The 20264-nt window shown below is 48.3% G+C and carries 19 protein-coding genes and 1 rRNA gene; 1 reads left to right on the top strand and 19 read right to left on the bottom strand.

The genetic code is table 11. The features are described 5' to 3' along the window. Window positions 1–74 precede the first annotated feature (74 nt). Window positions 75–1627, bottom strand: a 16S ribosomal RNA gene (locus MHB85_RS00410). Between the two features lie 438 nt (window positions 1628–2065). After that, on the bottom strand, window positions 2066–2617 hold the full coding sequence (locus MHB85_RS00405; RefSeq protein WP_341072226.1) for a hypothetical protein: 552 nt from the start codon (window positions 2615–2617) through the stop codon (window positions 2066–2068). A gap of 79 nt (window positions 2618–2696) precedes the next feature. Between MHB85_RS00405 and MHB85_RS00400 the strand changes: the two genes are divergently transcribed. Next, window positions 2697–3293, top strand: a complete 597-nt coding sequence (locus MHB85_RS00400; protein ID WP_341072225.1) for a TetR/AcrR family transcriptional regulator — start codon at window positions 2697–2699, stop codon at window positions 3291–3293. Between the two features lie 86 nt (window positions 3294–3379). Here MHB85_RS00400 and MHB85_RS00395 read toward each other — a convergent pair whose 3' ends face one another. From MHB85_RS00395 to nadB, 17 genes are all read right to left on the bottom strand, one after another. Then, window positions 3380–4717 (bottom strand): TrkH family potassium uptake protein, encoded by a 1338-nt coding sequence (locus tag MHB85_RS00395; protein WP_341072223.1) that lies wholly within the window; start codon window positions 4715–4717, stop codon window positions 3380–3382. A gap of 203 nt (window positions 4718–4920) precedes the next feature. Beyond that, window positions 4921–6432, bottom strand: a complete 1512-nt coding sequence (gene lysS / locus MHB85_RS00390; protein WP_047844500.1) for a lysine--tRNA ligase — start codon at window positions 6430–6432, stop codon at window positions 4921–4923. Window positions 6433–6548: 116 nt separating this feature from the next. Further along, a complete protein-coding gene (gene greA / locus MHB85_RS00385; protein WP_036606099.1) occupies window positions 6549–7028 on the bottom strand; it encodes a transcription elongation factor GreA in 480 nt (159 codons plus the stop codon). Window positions 7029–7280: 252 nt separating this feature from the next. Further along, on the bottom strand, window positions 7281–8300 hold the full coding sequence (gene dusB, locus MHB85_RS00380) for a tRNA dihydrouridine synthase DusB (protein ID WP_091018303.1): 1020 nt from the start codon (window positions 8298–8300) through the stop codon (window positions 7281–7283). 96 nt (window positions 8301–8396) lie between these two features. Continuing rightward, complete coding sequence (locus MHB85_RS00375; RefSeq protein ID WP_036668438.1) at window positions 8397–8591, bottom strand: helix-turn-helix domain-containing protein; 195 nt, start codon at window positions 8589–8591, stop codon at window positions 8397–8399. After that, entirely contained in the window at window positions 8552–9100 is a 549-nt protein-coding gene (gene folK / locus MHB85_RS00370; RefSeq protein WP_341072222.1) for a 2-amino-4-hydroxy-6-hydroxymethyldihydropteridine diphosphokinase, read from the bottom strand. Before folK ends, MHB85_RS00375 begins: the two co-directional genes overlap by 40 nt. A 9-nt stretch (window positions 9101–9109) precedes the next feature. Beyond that, window positions 9110–9472: a dihydroneopterin aldolase gene (folB, locus tag MHB85_RS00365; RefSeq protein ID WP_053778905.1), complete on the bottom strand. Its 363-nt coding sequence runs from the start codon at window positions 9470–9472 to the stop codon at window positions 9110–9112. A gap of 115 nt (window positions 9473–9587) precedes the next feature. Further along, on the bottom strand, window positions 9588–10451 hold the full coding sequence (folP, locus tag MHB85_RS00360) for a dihydropteroate synthase (RefSeq protein ID WP_341072221.1): 864 nt from the start codon (window positions 10449–10451) through the stop codon (window positions 9588–9590). Beyond that, on the bottom strand, window positions 10448–11332 hold the full coding sequence (locus MHB85_RS00355; RefSeq protein WP_341072220.1) for an aminotransferase class IV: 885 nt from the start codon (window positions 11330–11332) through the stop codon (window positions 10448–10450). Before MHB85_RS00355 ends, folP begins: the two co-directional genes overlap by 4 nt. A 1-nt stretch (window position 11333) precedes the next feature. Then, window positions 11334–11909 carry an aminodeoxychorismate/anthranilate synthase component II gene (gene pabA, locus MHB85_RS00350; RefSeq protein WP_036606106.1) on the bottom strand — a complete coding sequence of 192 codons (576 nt, stop codon included), beginning with the start codon at window positions 11907–11909 and terminating at the stop codon, window positions 11334–11336. 50 nt (window positions 11910–11959) lie between these two features. After that, window positions 11960–13573 (bottom strand): anthranilate synthase component I family protein, encoded by a 1614-nt coding sequence (locus MHB85_RS00345; RefSeq protein WP_341072218.1) that lies wholly within the window; start codon window positions 13571–13573, stop codon window positions 11960–11962. A gap of 140 nt (window positions 13574–13713) precedes the next feature. Continuing rightward, a complete protein-coding gene (gene cysK / locus MHB85_RS00340; protein ID WP_036606108.1) occupies window positions 13714–14652 on the bottom strand; it encodes a cysteine synthase A in 939 nt (312 codons plus the stop codon). A 345-nt stretch (window positions 14653–14997) separates the two neighbouring features. Then, a complete protein-coding gene (locus MHB85_RS00335; protein ID WP_341072217.1) occupies window positions 14998–15948 on the bottom strand; it encodes a peptidyl-prolyl cis-trans isomerase in 951 nt (316 codons plus the stop codon). Window positions 15949–15971: 23 nt separating this feature from the next. Then, on the bottom strand, window positions 15972–16892 hold the full coding sequence (hslO, locus tag MHB85_RS00330) for an Hsp33 family molecular chaperone HslO (protein ID WP_341072216.1): 921 nt from the start codon (window positions 16890–16892) through the stop codon (window positions 15972–15974). Between the two features lie 73 nt (window positions 16893–16965). Further along, on the bottom strand, window positions 16966–17736 hold the full coding sequence (locus MHB85_RS00325; protein WP_341072214.1) for a type III pantothenate kinase: 771 nt from the start codon (window positions 17734–17736) through the stop codon (window positions 16966–16968). Between the two features lie 6 nt (window positions 17737–17742). Next, complete coding sequence (gene nadC, locus MHB85_RS00320; RefSeq protein WP_341072212.1) at window positions 17743–18609, bottom strand: carboxylating nicotinate-nucleotide diphosphorylase; 867 nt, start codon at window positions 18607–18609, stop codon at window positions 17743–17745. Further along, the gene (gene nadB / locus MHB85_RS00315; protein ID WP_341072210.1) at window positions 18606–20246 is read right to left on the bottom strand and encodes an L-aspartate oxidase; all 1641 of its coding nucleotides are present in this window, start codon (window positions 20244–20246) and stop codon (window positions 18606–18608) included. The genes nadC and nadB overlap by 4 nt, the downstream gene beginning before the upstream one ends. Window positions 20247–20264: the final 18 nt, after the last annotated feature.

Here is a 20264-nt window from a genome sequence, read left to right as displayed (position 1 = left end):
AAATGAATCGCTGTCGCAGGTTCTAAGAACCTGCTTATTTGAATGTTTCCGTTGCAGGAAACGATTCTCCATAGAAAGGAGGTGATCCAGCCGCACCTTCCGATACGGCTACCTTGTTACGACTTCACCCCAATCATCTATCCCACCTTCGGCGGCTGGCTCCTTGCGGTTACCCCACCGACTTCGGGTGTTATAAACTCTCGTGGTGTGACGGGCGGTGTGTACAAGACCCGGGAACGTATTCACCGCGGCATGCTGATCCGCGATTACTAGCAATTCCGACTTCATGCAGGCGAGTTGCAGCCTGCAATCCGAACTGAGACCGGCTTTGTTGGGATTGGCTCCATCTCGCGATTTCGCAGCCCGTTGTACCGGCCATTGTAGTACGTGTGTAGCCCAGGTCATAAGGGGCATGATGATTTGACGTCATCCCCACCTTCCTCCGGTTTGTCACCGGCAGTCTATCTAGAGTGCCCACCCGAAGTGCTGGCAACTAAATATAAGGGTTGCGCTCGTTGCGGGACTTAACCCAACATCTCACGACACGAGCTGACGACAACCATGCACCACCTGTCTCCTCTGTCCCGAAGGAAAGGTACATCTCTGTACCGGTCAGAGGGATGTCAAGACCTGGTAAGGTTCTTCGCGTTGCTTCGAATTAAACCACATACTCCACTGCTTGTGCGGGTCCCCGTCAATTCCTTTGAGTTTCAGTCTTGCGACCGTACTCCCCAGGCGGAGTGCTTAATGTGTTAACTTCGGCACCAAGGGTATCGAAACCCCTAACACCTAGCACTCATCGTTTACGGCGTGGACTACCAGGGTATCTAATCCTGTTTGCTCCCCACGCTTTCGCGCCTCAGCGTCAGTTACAGCCCAGAGAGTCGCCTTCGCCACTGGTGTTCCTCCACATATCTACGCATTTCACCGCTACACGTGGAATTCCACTCTCCTCTTCTGCACTCAAGTCACCCAGTTTCCAGTGCGATCCGGGGTTGAGCCCCGGGATTAAACACCAGACTTAAATGACCGCCTGCGCGCGCTTTACGCCCAATAATTCCGGACAACGCTTGCCCCCTACGTATTACCGCGGCTGCTGGCACGTAGTTAGCCGGGGCTTTCTTCTCAGGTACCGTCACCTTGAGAGCAGTTACTCTCCCAAGCGTTCTTCCCTGGCAACAGAGCTTTACGATCCGAAAACCTTCATCACTCACGCGGCATTGCTCCGTCAGGCTTTCGCCCATTGCGGAAGATTCCCTACTGCTGCCTCCCGTAGGAGTCTGGGCCGTGTCTCAGTCCCAGTGTGGCCGATCACCCTCTCAGGTCGGCTACGCATCGTCGCCTTGGTGAGCCGTTACCTCACCAACTAGCTAATGCGCCGCAGGCCCATCCCCAAGTGACAGATTGCTCCGTCTTTCCAGTTTCCTTCAGGCGAAGAAAACAATTATTCGGTATTAGCTACCGTTTCCGGTAGTTGTCCCAAACTTGAGGGCAGGTTGCCTACGTGTTACTCACCCGTCCGCCGCTAACTATCAGAGAAGCAAGCTTCTCATCAAGTCCGCTCGACTTGCATGTATTAGGCATGCCGCCAGCGTTCGTCCTGAGCCAGGATCAAACTCTCCAATAAAGTATTGAAAAGAGCGATAAGCTCATTTTGAATCTGACGAGATTAAAAATCTCATTTGTGCTCCAGTCGATCCAAGCCAAGGCTTGTTTCAAACTTTCGCGTTCATTCTGCAAGCAGAATGTTTACTCACTCGTTGTTCAGTTTTCAAAGATCAAACTTATTTTTGTTACCGAATGTTGTTCTCTTCAGCAACTTTTATATCTTATCACATCCGAACCAACTTTGCAAGCTCTTTTTTAAGTTTCTTTCGAAGCTTATTTCATTCGCTCGCCGCACCGTGTAAACCGTGTTTTCTTGGCCGGAATTAGAATATACCATGTACAGTTATTGAATGCAAGTCTTTTTTTGAAACTATATTAACAATCGGTTTGATTTAATACAGACGTACATATGGTACTCTCCCAACTTAGCAAGTTCATACGCACGTCCATTTTCACTTTAATGTTTAACATTCCTAGCAGGAACCTTTCTTGGCCATAAACTGTAACTAAAACTTATCAGAAAATCGATTCCGAGTATCATTCCCCACACTCTGATCAGATTATTGAAGGCAGCTGTACGTTCAGCATCTCCAATCCACCATATCATGGCGAATAAAAAAGCACTTCCTAAAGCCCAAGCCAATAGATGTCTAAACCATCCACTACGTTCACGACTCGCATGCTCTCTACCATATAACTTGATGCTGCGAGGGTTTTCTCCACCCTTGAACCAATATAGGAAATATCGATCCGCCCAAGCGATCATCTGGTGACCATAAGCAATGCTTGCCCCTATATACACCGCAGCTATACCATGAATCATACTTGCTGTAGCTCCTCGCTGTAGATCCATGACTGTAGCTACCAGCAATAACAGATCGATAACCGGCGTTGCCATTAACAAACCGATGCCTAACCGCTTCATGCCAAGGAGATACCTGACACTCAGACCCGTGAACACAAACACCCAAAAGGCAATCTCACAACCTATAATGAAATAACCAATCATTTCAGCCCCTCCTTTTTGGTACATATGTATTAAATATAATTTAACACGCATGTACTATAATAATCAACAGTGATATAATATGCCTATGCCTAAAATTGTTGATCATGATAAACAGCGCGTGCTCGTGGCCGAGGCAGCTTGGCGTATTATACGAAGAGATGGCATGGAACAAGCCTCTGTTCGGAATATCGCTGAAGAAGCTGGAGTTTCGGTTGGCTCAATGCGCCACTACTTTTCTACTCAATCGGAACTACTACGATATGCCATGAATCTGGTATCTGAACGGGTGTCTCATCGAGTCCAAAAAATGTCCTTTACCGGTCCTCCCATGCACAATATGAAATGCCTATTGCTTGAATTCTTACCAAACACGGAAGAAAAACTGGCCGAAATGGAGGTGTGGTACGCTTTTACAGCCAGATCGAAAACCGATCCTACACTCAAAGAACTTGCTAATACCGTATATGATGAACTCAGACAAGCCGTAGGCTCTGTTATCACCTACCTGATAAAGCTCGACCTCTCCAGAACCGATCTGGACAAAGAACTGGAGATTGAAAGATTGTATGCACTGGTGGATGGCTTAGGCATACATACCGTGCTTAGACCGGATCAGATGAATGCCAAGCTTATGGACGATGTTCTCACCTTACATCTTGCTTCCTTGTGCCGTTAAACCAAAAAAAACCGCAGCACATTCGTTGTGACTAAGGCCCGTTACGATAACAGGAGTTAGTTCTGAATGTCTGACGGTTTTTCTTTTTATCCGATAATGATCCGGCCTTCCGGATGACGATACAGTTTCTTCTCTTTGCGCGGACGAAGGGCATACGCGATGGTTAATGGCCCAATCCGACCTACAAACATGGTAAAGGTAATAATGATTTTTCCCCAATTGGTCAACTCATCAGTCACTCCCACAGAAAGACCCACGGTACCGATTGCGGATGCAGCTTCAAACATCAGTGAAAGGAATGGCGCATCCTCTGTCGTAAGCAGAAGCATCACCACGATCATGAATATGATCAGAGAAACCATAATAATGGTCAAAGCCCTCATCAGCAGTTCTTTCGGAACACGCTGGCGGAAAAACACAATATCCTTATTCCCCCGAATCATGGCATACACTGCACCAATCATGATCAAGAATGTAGTCGTCTTGATTCCGCCCCCGGTCGATCCAGGGGAAGCTCCGATAAACATCAGCAGAATGAAGAAGAATTGGGTAGCCTGCCTCATCTCCGTGATATCGATTGTGCTCGTTCCCGACGAACGTGTAGAGACAGACTGGAAGAAGGACGCGTAGATCTTCTCGCTCCATGTGAGTGAAGCCAGTGTATGTCCATTGGTGAATTCGAAAACAAACAAGACAATCGCTCCTATACCGATCAGCGCTCCGGATACAGACAGCACCAGTTTGGACTGAAGAGATAAACGGCGACGTTTGCGATACTCAAACAGGTCATTCAATACAACAAAACCCAGTCCACCAGAGACAACGAGCACAGAAGCGGTCACATTGAATATCCAATCTCCAGTGTAGTATTGGAAGCTGTTACCAAACAGATCAAATCCGCCGTTATTAAACAATGAAACAGAGTGGAATAATCCATAGTATACGGCCTGACTCAAAGGCATCTCTGTTGCCCAGCGCAGTGCTAATATGACAGCCGCCACCCCTTCAATGGTAAAGGAGAAAATCAACACCTTGCGGATAATGCGTACTATCCCTTCCATACTATCTGCATTAATGGCTTCTTTGAGTAATAACCTGTCCTTGAGTGAAATTCGCTTGCCCAATACAAGTGCAAAGAGAGTAGCCATGGTCATGAATCCGAGTCCACCAAGCTGCATTAATACCATAATGACGAACTGACCAAACAAATTAAAGGTCGTCCCTACATCCACAACGACAAGTCCAGTTACACATGCGGCAGAGGTTGATGTAAAGAGCGCGTCAATAAACGCCAAATGCATACCGCTTTGGTTGGAGATTGGCAACATGAGAAGCACCGTTCCAATCGCAATGATAAGCAGAAAACCACCGACCAGAATTAACGGAGGAGATAAGAATTTGGCAAAGTGAAGCCTGAACTGCATGAAGGGCACCTCTTTTAACAAAAATACGTACAGGTTAATCTAACAATTTCAAGACGCGATGCTACCCTAATGGTGTGCTGTGAGCAACGGCCTTCTGACAACTTTATTTTTAGCGTCTATGTAAACCTAAAGAGGAACTTGCCCCAGCATGATACTGAACGGCAGGTTCCTCTTCTATTATGAACGTATACTACGTTCCTTATTTAATCTTGCGTACGAGGACGCATGTGCGGGAAGAGCAGTACGTCACGAATCGACGGGGAGTTGGTAAGCAGCATGATCAGACGATCCACCCCGATTCCCAATCCGCCTGTTGGTGGCATACCATATTCGAGCGCACGGATGAAGTCGTCATCCATCTCATGAGCTTCGTCGTTCCCATGTTCTTTCTCCAGCATCTGTGCTTCAAAGCGTTGACGCTGATCGATTGGATCATTCAGCTCTGTGAAGGCATTGGCATGCTCACGTCCAACGATGAACAATTCGAAGCGATCCGTGAAGCGCGGATCTACATCATTTTTCTTCGCAAGTGGTGAGATTTCAAGAGGATGTCCCATAATGAATGTCGGTTGAATCAACGTCTCTTCCACAAACTCTTCAAAGAACGCGTTCAGAATATGACCAAATGTCATATGTTTTTCAACCGGAACCTTATGTTCCTTCGCCAGGTTATGTGCTTCCTCATCCGTCATGTGTACGGAGAAGTCTACGCCCACAACTTCCTTAACTGCATCCACCATCGTAACACGACGCCACTGCGGCGTAAGATCTACTTCATAATCTCCATACTGGATTACTTGCGTACCCAGTACTTCCTGTGCAATATGAGCTACCAGATTCTCCGTTAATTGCATAATGTCCTTGTAGTCGGCATATGCCTCATACAACTCAATCATTGTGAATTCCGGATTGTGACGTGTGGACATCCCTTCGTTCCGATATACACGGCCGATCTCATATACCTTCTCCAGTCCGCCAACAATCAGACGTTTCAGGTGAAGTTCAATCGCAATCCGCATGTACAGTTCCATATCCAGCGCATTGTGATGTGTAATGAACGGACGTGCTGCCGCTCCTCCTGCGATGGTATGCAACGTAGGTGTTTCCACTTCCAGATATCCAAGGGAATCCAGGTAACGACGCATCGATTGAATGATTTTGGAACGTGCGATAAAGGTCTGTTGTACGTCCGGGCTCATAATCAGGTCAACATAACGCTGGCGGTAACGCAGCTCTACGTCGGTGAGACCATGGAATTTATCCGGAAGCGGATAGAGCGATTTGGACAGCACTTCAAGATCTTTCACTTTGACAGAAGTTTCACCTGTTTTGGTCTTAAAGATCACACCCGTTACCCCAACGATATCGCCAAGGTCCAGCAGGCTAAATGCCGCATACTTGTCTTCAGGCACGCTATCCTGACGAACATAGATCTGGATTCTGCCGCTCAGGTCCTGAATATGTGCGAAGCTTGCTTTACCCATTCCCCGCTTCGCCATAATCCGTCCGGCAATACTGACTTCGATGTGCTTCTCTTCCAGCTCTTCCTTGGTCAGTTCTTCATACTTCTTCAGAATGGAGCCGGCTTCTTCGGTACGTACGTATTTTTGGCCAAAAGGGTCGATTCCCAATTTGCGGAGCTCGTCCAATTTGTCACGGCGAATTTGTAAAAGCTCGCTAAGTTCGGTTTCCTGATTCAAGACTTCATCCGTCATGATCTGTATTCATCTCCTTATTTACATTGCAGGCATCGTGAAAGGACGTTTTTCCTCTAATGTTGAAAAAGCTTCCCTAAGGAAGCTTTTGTTTACCGTGCCCAACTGCTTCGTTGCTATAGCTTTTTAATGTCCATAATTTTATATTGAATTACGCCAGCAGGTACACTTACATCAACAACTGTACCTTTTTTCTTGCCGAGAATCGCTTTACCTACAGGGCTCTCGTTCGATATCTTGTTCTGAAGCGGGTCTGCCTCCGCGGTACCTACAATCGTATATTCCGTGATGTCGCCAAACTCCAAATCTTCTACAGTGACGGTTGCACCCACACTTACGGCATCGGTATCAATCTCGTCGCTGTTAATAATCCGCGCGTTACGAAGCAATTTCTCCAACGTGATTACACGTCCTTCAATGAAAGCTTGCTCATTCTTCGCGTCTTCGTATTCAGAGTTTTCACTGATATCTCCATACCCGATGGCTACCTTAATCCGTTCAGCCACTTCGCGGCGCTTCACTGATTTCAATGTTTCCAATTCTTCTTCCAGCTTCTTGAGTCCTTCTGGTGTAAGGATAACTTCCTTGTCGCTCATCTCAACCGATTCTCCTGTCATGGGAATAAATTTGATTGTACGGCAACGGAATCAGTGCTTGTTACAGAGCTCCGCTCGCATACATCTTCAAAACTATATGAAGTTCTCCAGAGAAATAGAATATTCCTCCTGATGCTATAGCCTTATTAACGCACATGGCGAATTTATACTGAGAAATTATAGGGGAACGATCTCGAAAAGTCAATGTTACGTCCCCTATAGGTGTAAACGTTTTACAGATGCGTTTTATAATTAAGATGCATTTCCGGCGATTACCGGTTCTGACTCCAAATTACCTTCGCTTTTCAGCTGACTCACAAAGTTCTCCAGAATCTGTACCATCTCGTCCCGCTTGGTTCCTTCCATAATAACGTCCTTGATGCGGGCAGATCCTTTCAAACCTTTCAAATACCAAGCCAGATGTTTGCGCATCTCGCGTACGGCAACTGTCTCATTCTTCAATGCGATCAGGCGATCCATATGCAGGATGGCAACACGGATCTTCTCTTCGCCATTCGGGTCAGGAAGCAATTCCCCCGTGCTTAAGTATTGAATGGTACGATACAGCATCCATGGGTTACCCAGGGCGGCACGACCGATCATAACTCCGTCACAACCCGTTTCATCCAGCATACGGCGTGCATCCTCTGGTGTATGGACATCACCATTGCCGATCACTGGGATAGAGACAGCTTCTTTTACATCTTTGATATGTGACCAGTCAGCTGTGCCTGTATAGAGTTGCTCACGGGTACGGCCGTGTACACTTACCGCCTGTCCACCAGCACGTTCAACCGCGAGCGCATTCTCCACCGCGAAGATATGCTCGTTATCCCAGCCGATACGCATCTTGACCGTCACCGGCTTCTCCACCGCGTCCACAACAGCGGATACCATCTCATAGATTTTGTTCGGATCAAGCAACCAACGTGCACCAGCATCACATTTCGTTACCTTTGGCACAGGGCATCCCATGTTAATGTCGATGATGTCTGCATTGGTTTCTTGGTCCACGATTTTGGCTGCTTCTACGAGGGAATCACGATCTCCCCCAAAAATCTGAAGGCTCAGCGGTTTCTCACGCTCATCTACAAACAACATCTCACGTGTACGCTGGTTGCCATGGACAATGGCTTTGCCACTCACCATCTCCGCGCATACGAGGCCTGTTCCGAATTCTTTTGCGATCAAACGAAAAGCCGGATTACATACGCCAGCCATCGGCGCAAGTACGACCTGGTTTTTCATTTCAATGCCACCAATGTTAAGCACGGTAGTCGTTCCACTCCTTTTTTAATTCTGTATATATCACGATGTAAAGTTCGATCAGTGTCTTGGTTGTTGTAACATGGCGAAACCGAAACGGTCCTAGTTGCCCCGCAACTCCTCGATACTGATTGCCAGCACACCAGCAATTCGATCGAGCTCTTGCTGTGATACCTTACGGTTTCCCCGTTCAATGGTTCCCAGAATGGCCAGCGAGATGCCGGTCTCGGCCGCAAGTTCATGTTGTGTTAAACCTTTCAGCTTCCGGAATGCCCGGATTCGGTTGGCCAATTGCATGTTTTCCAAAGCTGTATTCCATCCTTTCCATCCAGTACAGACAACGATGAGTGTACAAAGGTATACAAACCTGAAGTCTCGCCCTCCGGTACGATATCCGACAGTGGGACTAGCACAAAAGCCCGTTCTCCCATGCGGGGATGAGGCAATTGAAGCAATTCGGTATCTCGCGTCTCACCTTGCATCCAGAGCAGATCCAGATCAACGGTGCGCGGTCCCCAGCGAATATCACGAACACGGCCGAGCCGATTCTCGATATCCAGTAATTCTGTAAGCAACTGCTCCGGTGTCAGCATCACCTGTACGGCGACTGCCATATTCAGAAACGCAGGCTGATCTACATATCCTACAGGTTCCGTCTCATATAGCGCTGAACAACGCAGAACGGATATATGAGGGTGTTCATCGAGCAAAGACAATGCTTCAAGCAACGTCTGTTCCCGGTCACCCAAATTGGCCCCTAAAGCAATATAAGCCTCTGAAGATTCAGAGGTCGAATGTGCAATCATGATCGGTTCTCACTTTCTTGTGCGGCGAAGCTCTACCGTTACGCCCCCAAAATGAATATCGAATGGCGGATGTGGCTTCGTCACCTTGACTGTCAATGCATTGATAATAGTATAAGTGTCTAGTAAAGAAGATGCAATATGTTCGCCCAAAGCTTCAATTAACTGGAATGATTTATTCTCTACAATCTGTTTTACCAGCTCATGGATCTCCGCATAATTGATCGTTTTGGTCAGATCATCGTTACGCCCAGCCTCACCCAGGTCCATGTCAATCTCCAGATCAATATAATAACGTGCCCCTAGCTTCCGCTCCTCGGCAAATACACCGTGATATCCGTAATACTCCATTCGATGCATAACCATTCTATCCATACGATCCGCCTGCCCTCTATATATTGAAATTTTTATCTATTTGAAGATATCTTTTTGCTTCGCCTTTGAAAAACGCTGCGCTTCCACTGGACGGGTCACCAGGGACCCGCCAGCATTATTTCCTCCGTATACCCGGAGAAGCATATAACATGGCATCACACATATCTGCCGTCCGCCGAATCGGCTTCACATCATGAACCCGAACCATCTGGCAGCCTTGGGCAATGCCAAATGCAACGGTCGCAGCGGTTCCTTCCAGCGCATCATCCGCCCCGACATTCAGGGTGTTCTGGATGAATCTTTTGCGTGAGGTGGCTAGCAGAACGGGATACCCCATTTCATTGAGCAAACCGAGCGATGACATGAGCTTCAGATTTTCTCCGAGATCCTTCACAAAACCAATGCCCGGGTCCAGGATAATTTGATCTGCTTTCACGCCGGCTGTTAACGCAATCTGTATACTCTCCTGCAAATCACTGACGACATCACTCAGATAATCGGTGTAATTCCGATCCTGCCGATTATGCATCAAAATGATGGGACACCCCAGCTCTGCTGCCGTGCGGGCCATATCTGGATCTGTCTTGGCACCCCACACATCATTAATAATATGAGCACCGGCCAGAATAGCCTGACGTGCAACATCGGCCTTATACGTGTCTACCGATATCGGAATGTGCGGGGCTTGCTGATGCAATGCTTCAATAACCGGAATAATCCGGCTAAGCTCTTCATCGGCGCCCACGACATCTGAACCTGGCCGGGTGGACTCCCCGCCGATATCAATCAGGTCCGCCCCGTCCTCCATCATCTGCTTGGCATGAGCAACCGCCAGCTCCACGTTGGTATAACGTCCACCATCCGAGAATGAGTCAGGCGTGACGTTAAGAATGCCCATAATCTGTGTTCTTGTACCCAGCTTCAACTCAGCTGGCCCCCATGTATAGTTCCGTTCATAGATGACAGGTGTAAGTGTCATGAAGTATACCCCGCTTTCTGCCGGTACATACCCAGAAGGACTGCTGTAACCGGGCCTATATGTCCGTTGCTAATTATCGTTTCGGCTCCGTCCTGATCCCGCAGAGTTGTCACCGGAACCAGTTCGGCCACCGAGCCGGTTAGAAATATTTCATCTGCTTGCAGGAGATCCTCCCAGGAAGCTAACGTTTCTATGCAGGGGATTCCTTGCTGCGAGGCAATCTCCATTACCACAGCTCTCGTGATACCCGGCAGAATGCCGGTTGAGAGTGCTGGCGTGTAGAGAACATTTTCCCGTACCCAAAACACATTGCTGACGATCCCTTCCGCTATATGGCCATCCCGCGTTAATTGTAACCCTTCCGCACCCTGCACATGCTGCCCGTATCCATTAAGCTCCCGTTTCGCCAGAATGCTGTTCATGTAATGTAGCGACTTGAACCGAACTGCTCCTTCGGGCGTGTTGCGAGGTGTAGACAACCGTTGGAGCATTTTGCCGCTCTCATATAAAGAGGGAGAAGGTTCAGGTAATGCTTTTGCCAGTAAAATATGATTTGGCTTCGAATAATCACCAGAAGGTAAGCCTAGCGGTGCTTCACCGGCTGATACCGTGTATCGCACATACGCATCCCGAAGTCCGTTCGCATCCATCAAACGTTGAAGCCAACCTGTCACCTCTGCCGCGGTCGTTGTAAAAGGAATGCCAAGTTCCTTACACCCCGAAGCCATGCGCTCCAGATGCCGTTCCAAAAGATATGGGACACCTTGATACGTCCGGAACGTCTCAAACAGTCCAAGTCCGTACAAAAAGCCGTGATCCGTTACAGGAACCACGGCCGCCGCCATATTGACCAACTCTCCGTTTATCGCGGCATATTGCATGTTAAACCTTCACTTGTTGGGACAAAAAGTTACGAAGCATCTGATGACCATGGTCTGTAATAATGGATTCCGGGTGGAATTGAACCCCTTCAATCGCATATTCTTTGTGGCGCAAACCCATAATCTCACCTTCAGCTGTCTCCGCTGTAATCTCCAGGCAGTCAGGCAAGCTGCTGCGCTCGACAATCAGGGAGTGGTAACGGGTAGCTGTGAATGGAGATGGCAATCCGGCAAAGACCGATGTCCCATTGTGGTGCATCTCGGATGTTTTGCCGTGCATCATGCGCTCCGCACGAATGACATTGCCACCAAACGCTTGTCCAATGGACTGATGCCCCAGGCACACACCAAAGATCGGAATGCTTCCCTTGAAATGATCGATGACTGCCAGACTAATGCCCGCTTCATTCGGTGTACACGGGCCCGGAGAGATCAGAATATGATCAGGTGCCAGTGCCTCTATGCCTGCCAGATCAATCTCGTCGTTGCGGCGAACTTCCACCGTCTCGCCCAGTTCACCCAGATATTGAACCAGGTTATACGTGAAAGAATCGTAATTATCGATAACCAGTATCATATGCCTGCTCCTCCTCATCTTCCGTCAATGAAAGTGACGGTTGCTTCGTTTTATTTTTGATTAACAGCTTCTGTTCGCTCCGCTTGTTCTTGTTCAATAGCTCTGCTTGCTTCCGCCTCTTCGCTGTAATTCACAGCTCTCATCATCGCTCTTGCCTTGTTGCGGCATTCCTTGTATTCCCGATATGGATCGGAATCAATAACAATACCTGCACCCGCCTGTACATAGCCAATACCATCCTTGATGGCAAGTGTACGAATGACGATGTTCAATTCCATATTCCCACTGTAATCCATCCACCCGATGGAACCCGTATAAGGCCCACGCCGCACAGGCTCAAGTTCCTCGATAATCTCCATGGTGCGGACTTTCGGGGCTCCTGTAATCGTTCCACCCGGGAATGTCGCAGCGATCACATCAAATACGGATAACCCTTCTGCCAGCCTGCCTTCCACCTGGGAAACGAGATGCATGACATGGGAATACTTCTCGATGGTCATCAATTCAGGCACATGAACCGAACCATAGGCTGCAATCCGTCCGATATCATTCCGTTCCAGATCAACGAGCATAATATGCTCCGCCCGTTCCTTCTCACTGCTGAGCAGTTCATCCGCCATAGCTTTGTCCTCTGCTTCATCCCGGCCCCTTCTTCGGGTCCCTGCGATGGGACGTGCACTGACTTTGCCATTCTCCACTTTGACCAGAAGTTCGGGAGAACCACTTACCAGTTGAAAGTCTGGACTACGCAGCATACCCATATATGGTGATGGATTCACAAGGCGCAGCCATTCATAAATATGCTCAGCGCTCGAATGAAGACGCTTTTCCTGTCTTAAGGACAGATTCACCTGGAACACATCGCCCTGCCTGATATATTCCTGTACCGTACGCACAGCTTGTTCAAAGTCCTCCTGGGGAAAGGAGGTTTCCCATCCTTCCGATTCCCTTTCCGCATCTTCAGGCTGCGGGGTACGATTGACCTGCTTGTTGCGGCGTTCCAGTGCATGTTGTTGTTCCTCAGCCTGTGCAGCCCCCATAATATGAAGCCAACGTTTCTGCATCGCTGTCGCTCGTGCTTCTGCCGCTGAATATAGACTACGGATATCCGTTTCGTTCCGGTTAGGCTCTATAGCCAGATGAACCATGCAGAAAAGTGCCTGTTGCTCATGGTCATACGCCCATATTTCTTCAAAGCGCATCCACCAATAATCCGGTAGAGCCGGATTATCTTCAGCCAAGACTGGAAGCTTCTCCAATGATCTTGTTACATCGTAACTGAGATAACCTGCGTATCCACCCCCAAAGTCTGGAGCCCCATTAACCTTGGGTGCGTTATATGGGGCAGTCCATCTCTTCAATACATCAAGCGGCTTACCGCTGTCCGTCGAGGTGGTTCCTTGCGTCACATCATGAATAACCGATTCTTGACCTTTACCGGAAATAACGGATACGGGGTCTAACCCCAGAAATGTATATCTCCCGCCTTTGCCATTCTCCAGCACAATTGCGTATGGTGATGCCTGCTCCCAGGCTGCCTCCCACGATAACGGTAAACCGCCATGATACGGTCCCTCATCCGACTTTGTGATATAGGGCATCATGGTCCAGCCTTGTTCAGCCCACTCCATCCAGTCGGCGTATGTTGTCATCAGGTGTGTCATTGCGGTGTGCCGCCCTCCATCTGTCGCTAGTTCTATTGTCTGATAGTATACTAAAGCGTCGCCCCTTTTAAAAGCATTACGCCAAAAATCCTCCATACCCGTCATACGGGCAAGGAGGATTGGTTTTGTCATTTGTAGACTTAGCCTTCGAAGTTGTAAAGAGGTGTGCTGAGGTAACGTTCGCCGTTACTTGGCACGATTACGACCACGCGCTTGCCTTCACCCAACTGTTTCGCAACCTGAAGACCTGCACGGATCGCCGCACCGGAAGAAATACCAGACAGAATGCCCTCTTCCTTCGCTACTTGGCGAGCGGTCTCAAAGGCATCATCATTCTCAATGTGAATGATCTCATCATAGATTTCCTGATCAAGGATCTCAGGGATAAAGTTGGCGCCAATCCCCTGGATCTTATGAGGTCCTGGTTTGCCGCCTGCGAGAATTGGCGAAGCTGCTGGCTCAACTGCAACAATTTTAATACCAGAGAAAGCTTCTTTCAGCACTTCCCCTACACCTGTAATTGTTCCACCTGTACCGATTCCTGCAACGAAAGCATCCAACGTACCGCCTACAGATTGAATTGCTTCAACAATCTCAGGGCCAGTCGTTTCACGGTGGATCTTCACGTTGGCTTTATTTTTAAATTGCTCAGCCATGAAATAGGATGGGTTTTCTTTCAGCAGTTCTTCGGCTTTTTTAACAGCACCATTCATACCTTCAGCTCCAGGTGTAAGCACAAGCTCAGCACCATATGCACGAAGCAAGTTGCGACGTTCCAAGCTCATCGTCTCAGGCATTACAATAACGGACTTGTAGCCTTTGGCTGCAGCCACCATCGCGAGTCCAATTCCCGTGTTACCACTTGTTGCTTCGATAATGGTATCACCTGGTTTCAGCTTGCCTTCTTTTTCCGCTTCTTCCACAATGCTAATTGCGATACGGTCTTTCACGCTTGAACCTGGATTCTGGTACTCCAGCTTCACGAATACTTCAGCACTGCCTTCAGGTACGATACGGTTCAGACGAACAAGCGGAGTACCTCCGATGAGTTCTGTTACGTTATTAACTACTTTAGCCATATGAATGCCCTCCTTAGTGGATGAATAAAACTTGAGTCCTGTTAACCTATACTGTGCGGCCGGTAGCCTCTAGCTGTTATAGAAGAACTGCGGAAATCCTGTTGATCCTATCCCTTACTGCTAAGATTTCTAGACAGGGTGGAGGTTTCCGAAAGTTTCTTTGTTCATAAATAAATATTTTATATCCGAGTAAACGAGTAGGTATTTATTATTTTCATCTTATCAACGTTAACCCTTATTGTCAATATGAGTACTCAAAAAAAATACTCTGCCTTAGGCCCTAAGACCGCAGACAGAGTATTTTTATCAAGATGCAGTAGTACGATACAATATTTTCCATTGCATTCAGGAGGCAGGAATCTCGGACAGGATTACGGCTTCATACTTGTTACGCAACATTTGCTCTACCTGCGGCAACGGATCAGCCTGACTCAGAGCCAGTTGCATTCGAATCTCCTCACGAACCTCTTCGGCCGACTGCACCTGGCGTTCTTCTTTATCATTAAGTCTGATAATAGCATAGCCCTCTTCCACTTGAACTGGACCAGCAATATCGCCTATATCCAGCCCGGCAGCAAGTTGAAGGATTTCTTCTGACTGGAATGGATCATTGCGCTCAATCCATCCCAGCCTGCCACCAGCATCACGAGAGAAGCTGTCTGTCGATTGCTTGCGAGCAGCTTCTTCAAAGTCCTCCCCCTTCTCCAACGCATCCAGTAAGGAATCGGCTTCATCTTCTTCCTTCACTACGATGATGGACAAGTCATATTTCTCGGGGGAAACGTAATCCTCACGGTGTTCAGTCCAGTAATGCTCAATATCTGCATCCTTGATCTGTATGCCGATCGTTGCGATTTTCTCAAGCAGCAGCCTGTAGCCGGCTTCCAACTCAAGTTCCTGTTTCGACAGGCCCAATTGAGACTTCATTTCGTCAAAATATGATTTCTCTGAATCGTACCCATCCATCGCGGCGGCAAGTTCTCTTGCAATCTCTTGGGGAGTGACTGTCAGCTTGCGTTCAATTGCTTCGGCAAATACTGCTTTACGGTTTAACATCTGGAGTAATAACTCGCTGCCATAGCGTCTTTTCAGCGCATCGGTCCACTCTTTGTCCGTGATAACTTCTCCGTTGATCGTCGCTACGGTGCTTCCTTCTTCCGTATTAGCATCATGGGATGCATCTGCCTCGTCTTTGCCCTGTCTGAGACCATGCATAGCCATCACACTACCCATGACCAGCATACCTAGCGTCAAGACAATTACAGCCGTCCACAACCCTTTTTCCTGTCTTGTCATTCCGCATCCCGTCCCCGCATAGATCAGTTCTTGGCTTGCTCTAGGATGGTCTCAAGTTGTTCTTTGTTAAAGTCATAGGCTTCATTACAGAATTGGCAGACCACTTCAGCCTGGCCCTCTTCTTCAATTAATTGCTCCATCTCCGTTTGGCCCAGGCTGATTAGTGTCTTCTCTACCCGCTCACGTGAACACTCACAGCTAAAATGAATATCCAATCCTTCCATCACTTGTACATCTGGCAACAATCGGCGAAGCAACTCTTCCAATTCAAGTCCCTGCTCCAGCAACGTCGTCACTGGCGGCAACGTACTAATGGCGTTTTCGATCGCCGTGATCTCTGGATCTGTCAATCCCGGCAACAGCTGCATAATGAATCCACCTGAGACAATAACGGAATTATCCGTATCAACGAGCACACCAACGCCTACAGCAGAAGGGGTTTGCTCCGATTGAGCAAAGTAGTACGTGAAGTCTTCGCCCAGTTCTCCTGAAATAATAGGCACACTGCCACGATATGGCTCTTTCAGTCCCAAATCCTTCGTTATGTTGATGAAACCTTCCGTTCCAACTGCGCCTGCAACGTCCAGTTTTCCCACACTATTGCTTGGCAAATGTACATGCGGATTAGAAACATATCCTCGTACTTCGCCTTTCGCATTGGCATCAGCTACAATCTGTCCAATGGGCCCATCACCGTTGACTTGTACCGTTAACCTCTCTTCACCTTTGAGCATTGCACCCATAATGGCTGCTGTTGTAACCGTACGCCCCATGGCAGCTGTAGCCGTGGGAAACGTATCGTGTCTTCTGCGTAGTTCCTCAACCAGTTCCGTAGTCTGGATAGCAAAGGCTCTTACCTTTCCATTCATTGCTGTACCACGAATTAACCGGTCATGCTTGTTGTTGTTTTCCAAGTCATTCAGCCTCCTTTGGCGTATCGCCATAATAGTCGTAACACAGAAAAAACGGCACAACACTTAAGCTGTAATCTCAGCCCGCTGTATGCCGTCACTATGCTCACCTTTCCCGGTTCCGCTCATATATAATACGCAGCCCTTCAAGCGTAAGCAGCGGATCAACTTCCTCTATACTACGGGTTTCTTCTGCGATAAGTGTAGCGAGACCACCCGTCGCGATAACTCGGGGCTTCGCTCCCATCTCCTCGCGAATACGTTCTACAATACCATCTACCTGCCCTGCATAGCCATATATAATACCCGCTTGCATAGCATGAATAGTATTACGGCCAATGACCTTTTTAGGTTTCTCCAGCTCTATACGAGGCAACTTGGATGCCCGCTCATAGAGCGCTTCAGTGGCGACCTGAATGCCAGGTACAATAGCTCCCCCCAGGTAGTGACCTTTCTCGTCAATACAGTCAAAGGTCGTTGCGGTACCAAAATCGACCACGACGAGAGGGCCGCCATACTTCTCAACGGCTGCCACTGCATTAACAATACGATCTGCACCCACTTCACGAGGGTTCTCGTATCGCAGATTCAAGCCAGTTTTGATACCAGGCCCAACGAGCAAAGCTTTTTTGCCTACATACTTCTCACACATCGCTTCGATTACATTCACCAGTGGCGGAACCACAGATGAGATGATGACACCTTCGATGTCACTTGCCCTGATGCCGGACATATGAAATAAATTATAAATCAATACGCCGTATTCATCCACTGTTGACTGACGTGATGTACTCAGACGAAAGTGGTGCAGCAATTCCCGGCCTTGATATACGCCGAGCACCATATTGCTGTTCCCCACGTCTACAACTAGAATCAAAGAGGTTCACCCCTCTTTCTTTTCATTTAAATCCAGACTAATATCCAGGCTCTCAAAGGAATAGGTTAACCTGCCAACCGAAATTACATCCACACCACTCTCTGCAATACCACGAATGGTCTGAAGAGACACGTTACCGGATGCTTCAACCTTCACATGAGGAGCCTGTTCACGAATAAGTTCAACCGCTTCACGCATCCGCTCTGGATGCATGTTATCCAGCATAATGATATCTGCCCCGGCTTGCAAGGCTTCTCTCACCTGCTCCAGATTTTCAGTCTCCACTTCAATCGTCATCGTATGTGGGATAACGGTTCGCGCACGCTGTACCGCCTCGGTGATTCCGCCTGCACCCTTGATGTGGTTATCCTTAATCATAACGGCATCGTACAGTCCAAATCGATGATTCGCTCCGCCACCCACGCGCACTGCGTATTTCTCAAGTAGTCGGTGGCCCGGCGTTGTCTTACGTGTATCCACGAGCCTGGTCTCAAGACCATCCAGCACATCCACGTAGGCACGCGTACGCGTAGCTATTCCGGACATACGTTGCAGCAAGTTAAGTGCCAGTCGTTCCCCCGTAAGCAGTGAATGTGTACTTCCCTCTACCTCGGCCAAAATCGTGCCATGGGCAACCTTGTCGCCGTCTGTTACCTTCGGTGAAAATACAAGATCAGGATCAACGACTTGAAATACAAGTTCAGCTACGGTCATGCCTGCAATAATACCATTGTCTTTGGCGTGTATAATGGCCTTGGATTGGTTGCCTGCCGGGATCGTCACACTTGTTGTAACGTCACCTGCACCAACATCTTCACGAAGCCAGTTTTTGATCGATTCGATAAGCCCTTCATTATATCCATTCAGTATCATGACATCAATTCCTCCACAATCGCTTGTTCTCGCTGCTGCAGACTATGCTTCTGCCACACGATATCATCACGTGCCGGGAAATCCTCACGATAGTGAGCCCCCCGACTCTCCTCGCGATGTAATGCACCGCTGGTAACTAACCAGGCACAGGTCAGAAGGTTGGCATACTCCAGCTCTTCCTTATGCATGAGTGTCTGATCAAAAAATTGCAATTCCTGTTGCAGCTTGTCCATGGCCTTCTGCAGGTCCTCACCATTCCGGCGCAAGCCTACCTGACGAACCATCATTTTCTGTAATCGTAAACGTCTTTCGGATACCGGCTTTTGCTCTTCCGTGATCTTATTGATCTTGTTATTCATGTCCACAGATGAATGCGCAGCCCCTCTTACTTGTAATGAACCGAGCGGGGAAAGTGATTGAATGCGATCAACAATTCTCCGGCCAAATACAATCGCTTCTGACAAGGAGTTGCTTGCCAGACGGTTGGCTCCATGCACTCCTGTAGAAGACACCTCGCCACAAGCAAATAATCGGGAGATGCTGCTCTCTCCACTTAAATCCGTTTTCACTCCACCCATCATGTAATGGGCAGCAGGTGCAACGGGAATCCAGTCCGTTGTCATGTCTAATCCATAACGCATACAAGTCTCATATATGGTAGGGAACCGATGCTTGATCATCTCTGGCTGTTCATGTGTAATGTCCAGATACACAAAGGTACTGTTGGTGGACTCCATCTCACTAACAATCGCTCGTGCCACGATATCGCGTGGGGCCAGTTCAAGCTGGGTATGATAACGATCCATGAAGCGCTCACCCTTCACATTGCGCAAATATGCTCCTTCGCCACGTACGGCTTCTGACACAAGGAAGCGCGGGGCCCCAGGGTAACAAAGAGAGGTGGGGTGGAATTGGATAAATTCCATGTCACGAACAATAGCCCCAGCCCGATAGGCCATGGCTACACCATCGGCAGTAGCTACATCCGGATTCGTCGTGTATCGGTACAGTTGTCCTGCCCCACCAGAGCAAAGAACAGTTGCCTGTGCCTTAACGAACACTTGGGATCCGTCATCCTTCTGAACCAGAGCGCCAATGCATTCCCCTCGATCTCGATCTGTAATCAGGTCAACAACAAAATGCTCATCCCATACTTCAATCCCGGGATGTTCATTCACTTCAACAGCAAGCGCACGTACAATCTCATATCCTGTTGCATCTCCGTTGGCATGCAAAATACGGCGGTGGCTATGCGCACCTTCCTGCGTCAACGCCAACTCGCCGTTCTCCAGATCAAATAAAGTACCCAAACGAATCAGTTCCTTCACTCCGTCCGGACCCTCATTCACCAATACCTCTACCGCTTCGGAGCGGCATAAGCCCGCTCCTGCTACAAGTGTGTCCTGCAAGTGGTAAGCAGGTGAATCATCCTCAGCAATAACCGCAGCGATGCCTCCCTGCGCATATCTGGTGTTACTTTCAAGTAAAGACTTCTTCGTGATCATTAATACACGTTGTTGTTCACTTGCCTTAATGGCGGTAAACAAACCAGCAATTCCTGAGCCTATAACCAGTACATCCGTCTCTACCATGGGTAGCGCAGACAGATCAAAATCAACTAAATATTGCGGTATCATGTTATTCACCTGTCTTGG

Source organism: Paenibacillus sp. FSL K6-4396, from assembly GCF_038002525.1.
Taxonomy (GTDB): Bacteria; Bacillota; Bacilli; order Paenibacillales; family Paenibacillaceae; genus Paenibacillus; species Paenibacillus amylolyticus_B.
This window is presented reverse-complemented; position numbering and strand designations above follow the sequence as displayed.

What these genes read in the sequence shown, in the direction of transcription:
- folP (WP_341072221.1), bottom strand. Translation starts at nt 10,451, where the DNA reads ATGACACTTACACCTGTCATCTATGAACGGAACTATACATGGGGGCCA.
- folK (WP_341072222.1), bottom strand. Translation starts at nt 9,100, where the DNA reads ATGATTGCACATTCGACCTCTGAATCTTCAGAGGCTTATATTGCTTTA.
- cysK (WP_036606108.1), bottom strand. Translation starts at nt 14,652, where the DNA reads ATGGCTAAAGTAGTTAATAACGTAACAGAACTCATCGGAGGTACTCCG.
- MHB85_RS00400 (WP_341072225.1), top strand. Translation starts at nt 2,697, where the DNA reads ATGCCTATGCCTAAAATTGTTGATCATGATAAACAGCGCGTGCTCGTG.
- MHB85_RS00395 (WP_341072223.1), bottom strand. Translation starts at nt 4,717, where the DNA reads ATGCAGTTCAGGCTTCACTTTGCCAAATTCTTATCTCCTCCGTTAATT.
- lysS (WP_047844500.1), bottom strand. Translation starts at nt 6,432, where the DNA reads ATGACGGATGAAGTCTTGAATCAGGAAACCGAACTTAGCGAGCTTTTA.
- MHB85_RS00355 (WP_341072220.1), bottom strand. Translation starts at nt 11,332, where the DNA reads ATGCAATATGCCGCGATAAACGGAGAGTTGGTCAATATGGCGGCGGCC.
- MHB85_RS00345 (WP_341072218.1), bottom strand. Translation starts at nt 13,573, where the DNA reads ATGACACACCTGATGACAACATACGCCGACTGGATGGAGTGGGCTGAA.
- MHB85_RS00405 (WP_341072226.1), bottom strand. Translation starts at nt 2,617, where the DNA reads ATGATTGGTTATTTCATTATAGGTTGTGAGATTGCCTTTTGGGTGTTT.
- nadC (WP_341072212.1), bottom strand. Translation starts at nt 18,609, where the DNA reads ATGATACTGAATGGATATAATGAAGGGCTTATCGAATCGATCAAAAAC.
- MHB85_RS00375 (WP_036668438.1), bottom strand. Translation starts at nt 8,591, where the DNA reads ATGCAATTGGCCAACCGAATCCGGGCATTCCGGAAGCTGAAAGGTTTA.
- greA (WP_036606099.1), bottom strand. Translation starts at nt 7,028, where the DNA reads ATGAGCGACAAGGAAGTTATCCTTACACCAGAAGGACTCAAGAAGCTG.
- pabA (WP_036606106.1), bottom strand. Translation starts at nt 11,909, where the DNA reads ATGATACTGGTTATCGATAATTACGATTCTTTCACGTATAACCTGGTT.
- nadB (WP_341072210.1), bottom strand. Translation starts at nt 20,246, where the DNA reads ATGATACCGCAATATTTAGTTGATTTTGATCTGTCTGCGCTACCCATG.
- hslO (WP_341072216.1), bottom strand. Translation starts at nt 16,892, where the DNA reads ATGGCGATACGCCAAAGGAGGCTGAATGACTTGGAAAACAACAACAAG.
- MHB85_RS00335 (WP_341072217.1), bottom strand. Translation starts at nt 15,948, where the DNA reads ATGACAAGACAGGAAAAAGGGTTGTGGACGGCTGTAATTGTCTTGACG.
- folB (WP_053778905.1), bottom strand. Translation starts at nt 9,472, where the DNA reads ATGGATAGAATGGTTATGCATCGAATGGAGTATTACGGATATCACGGT.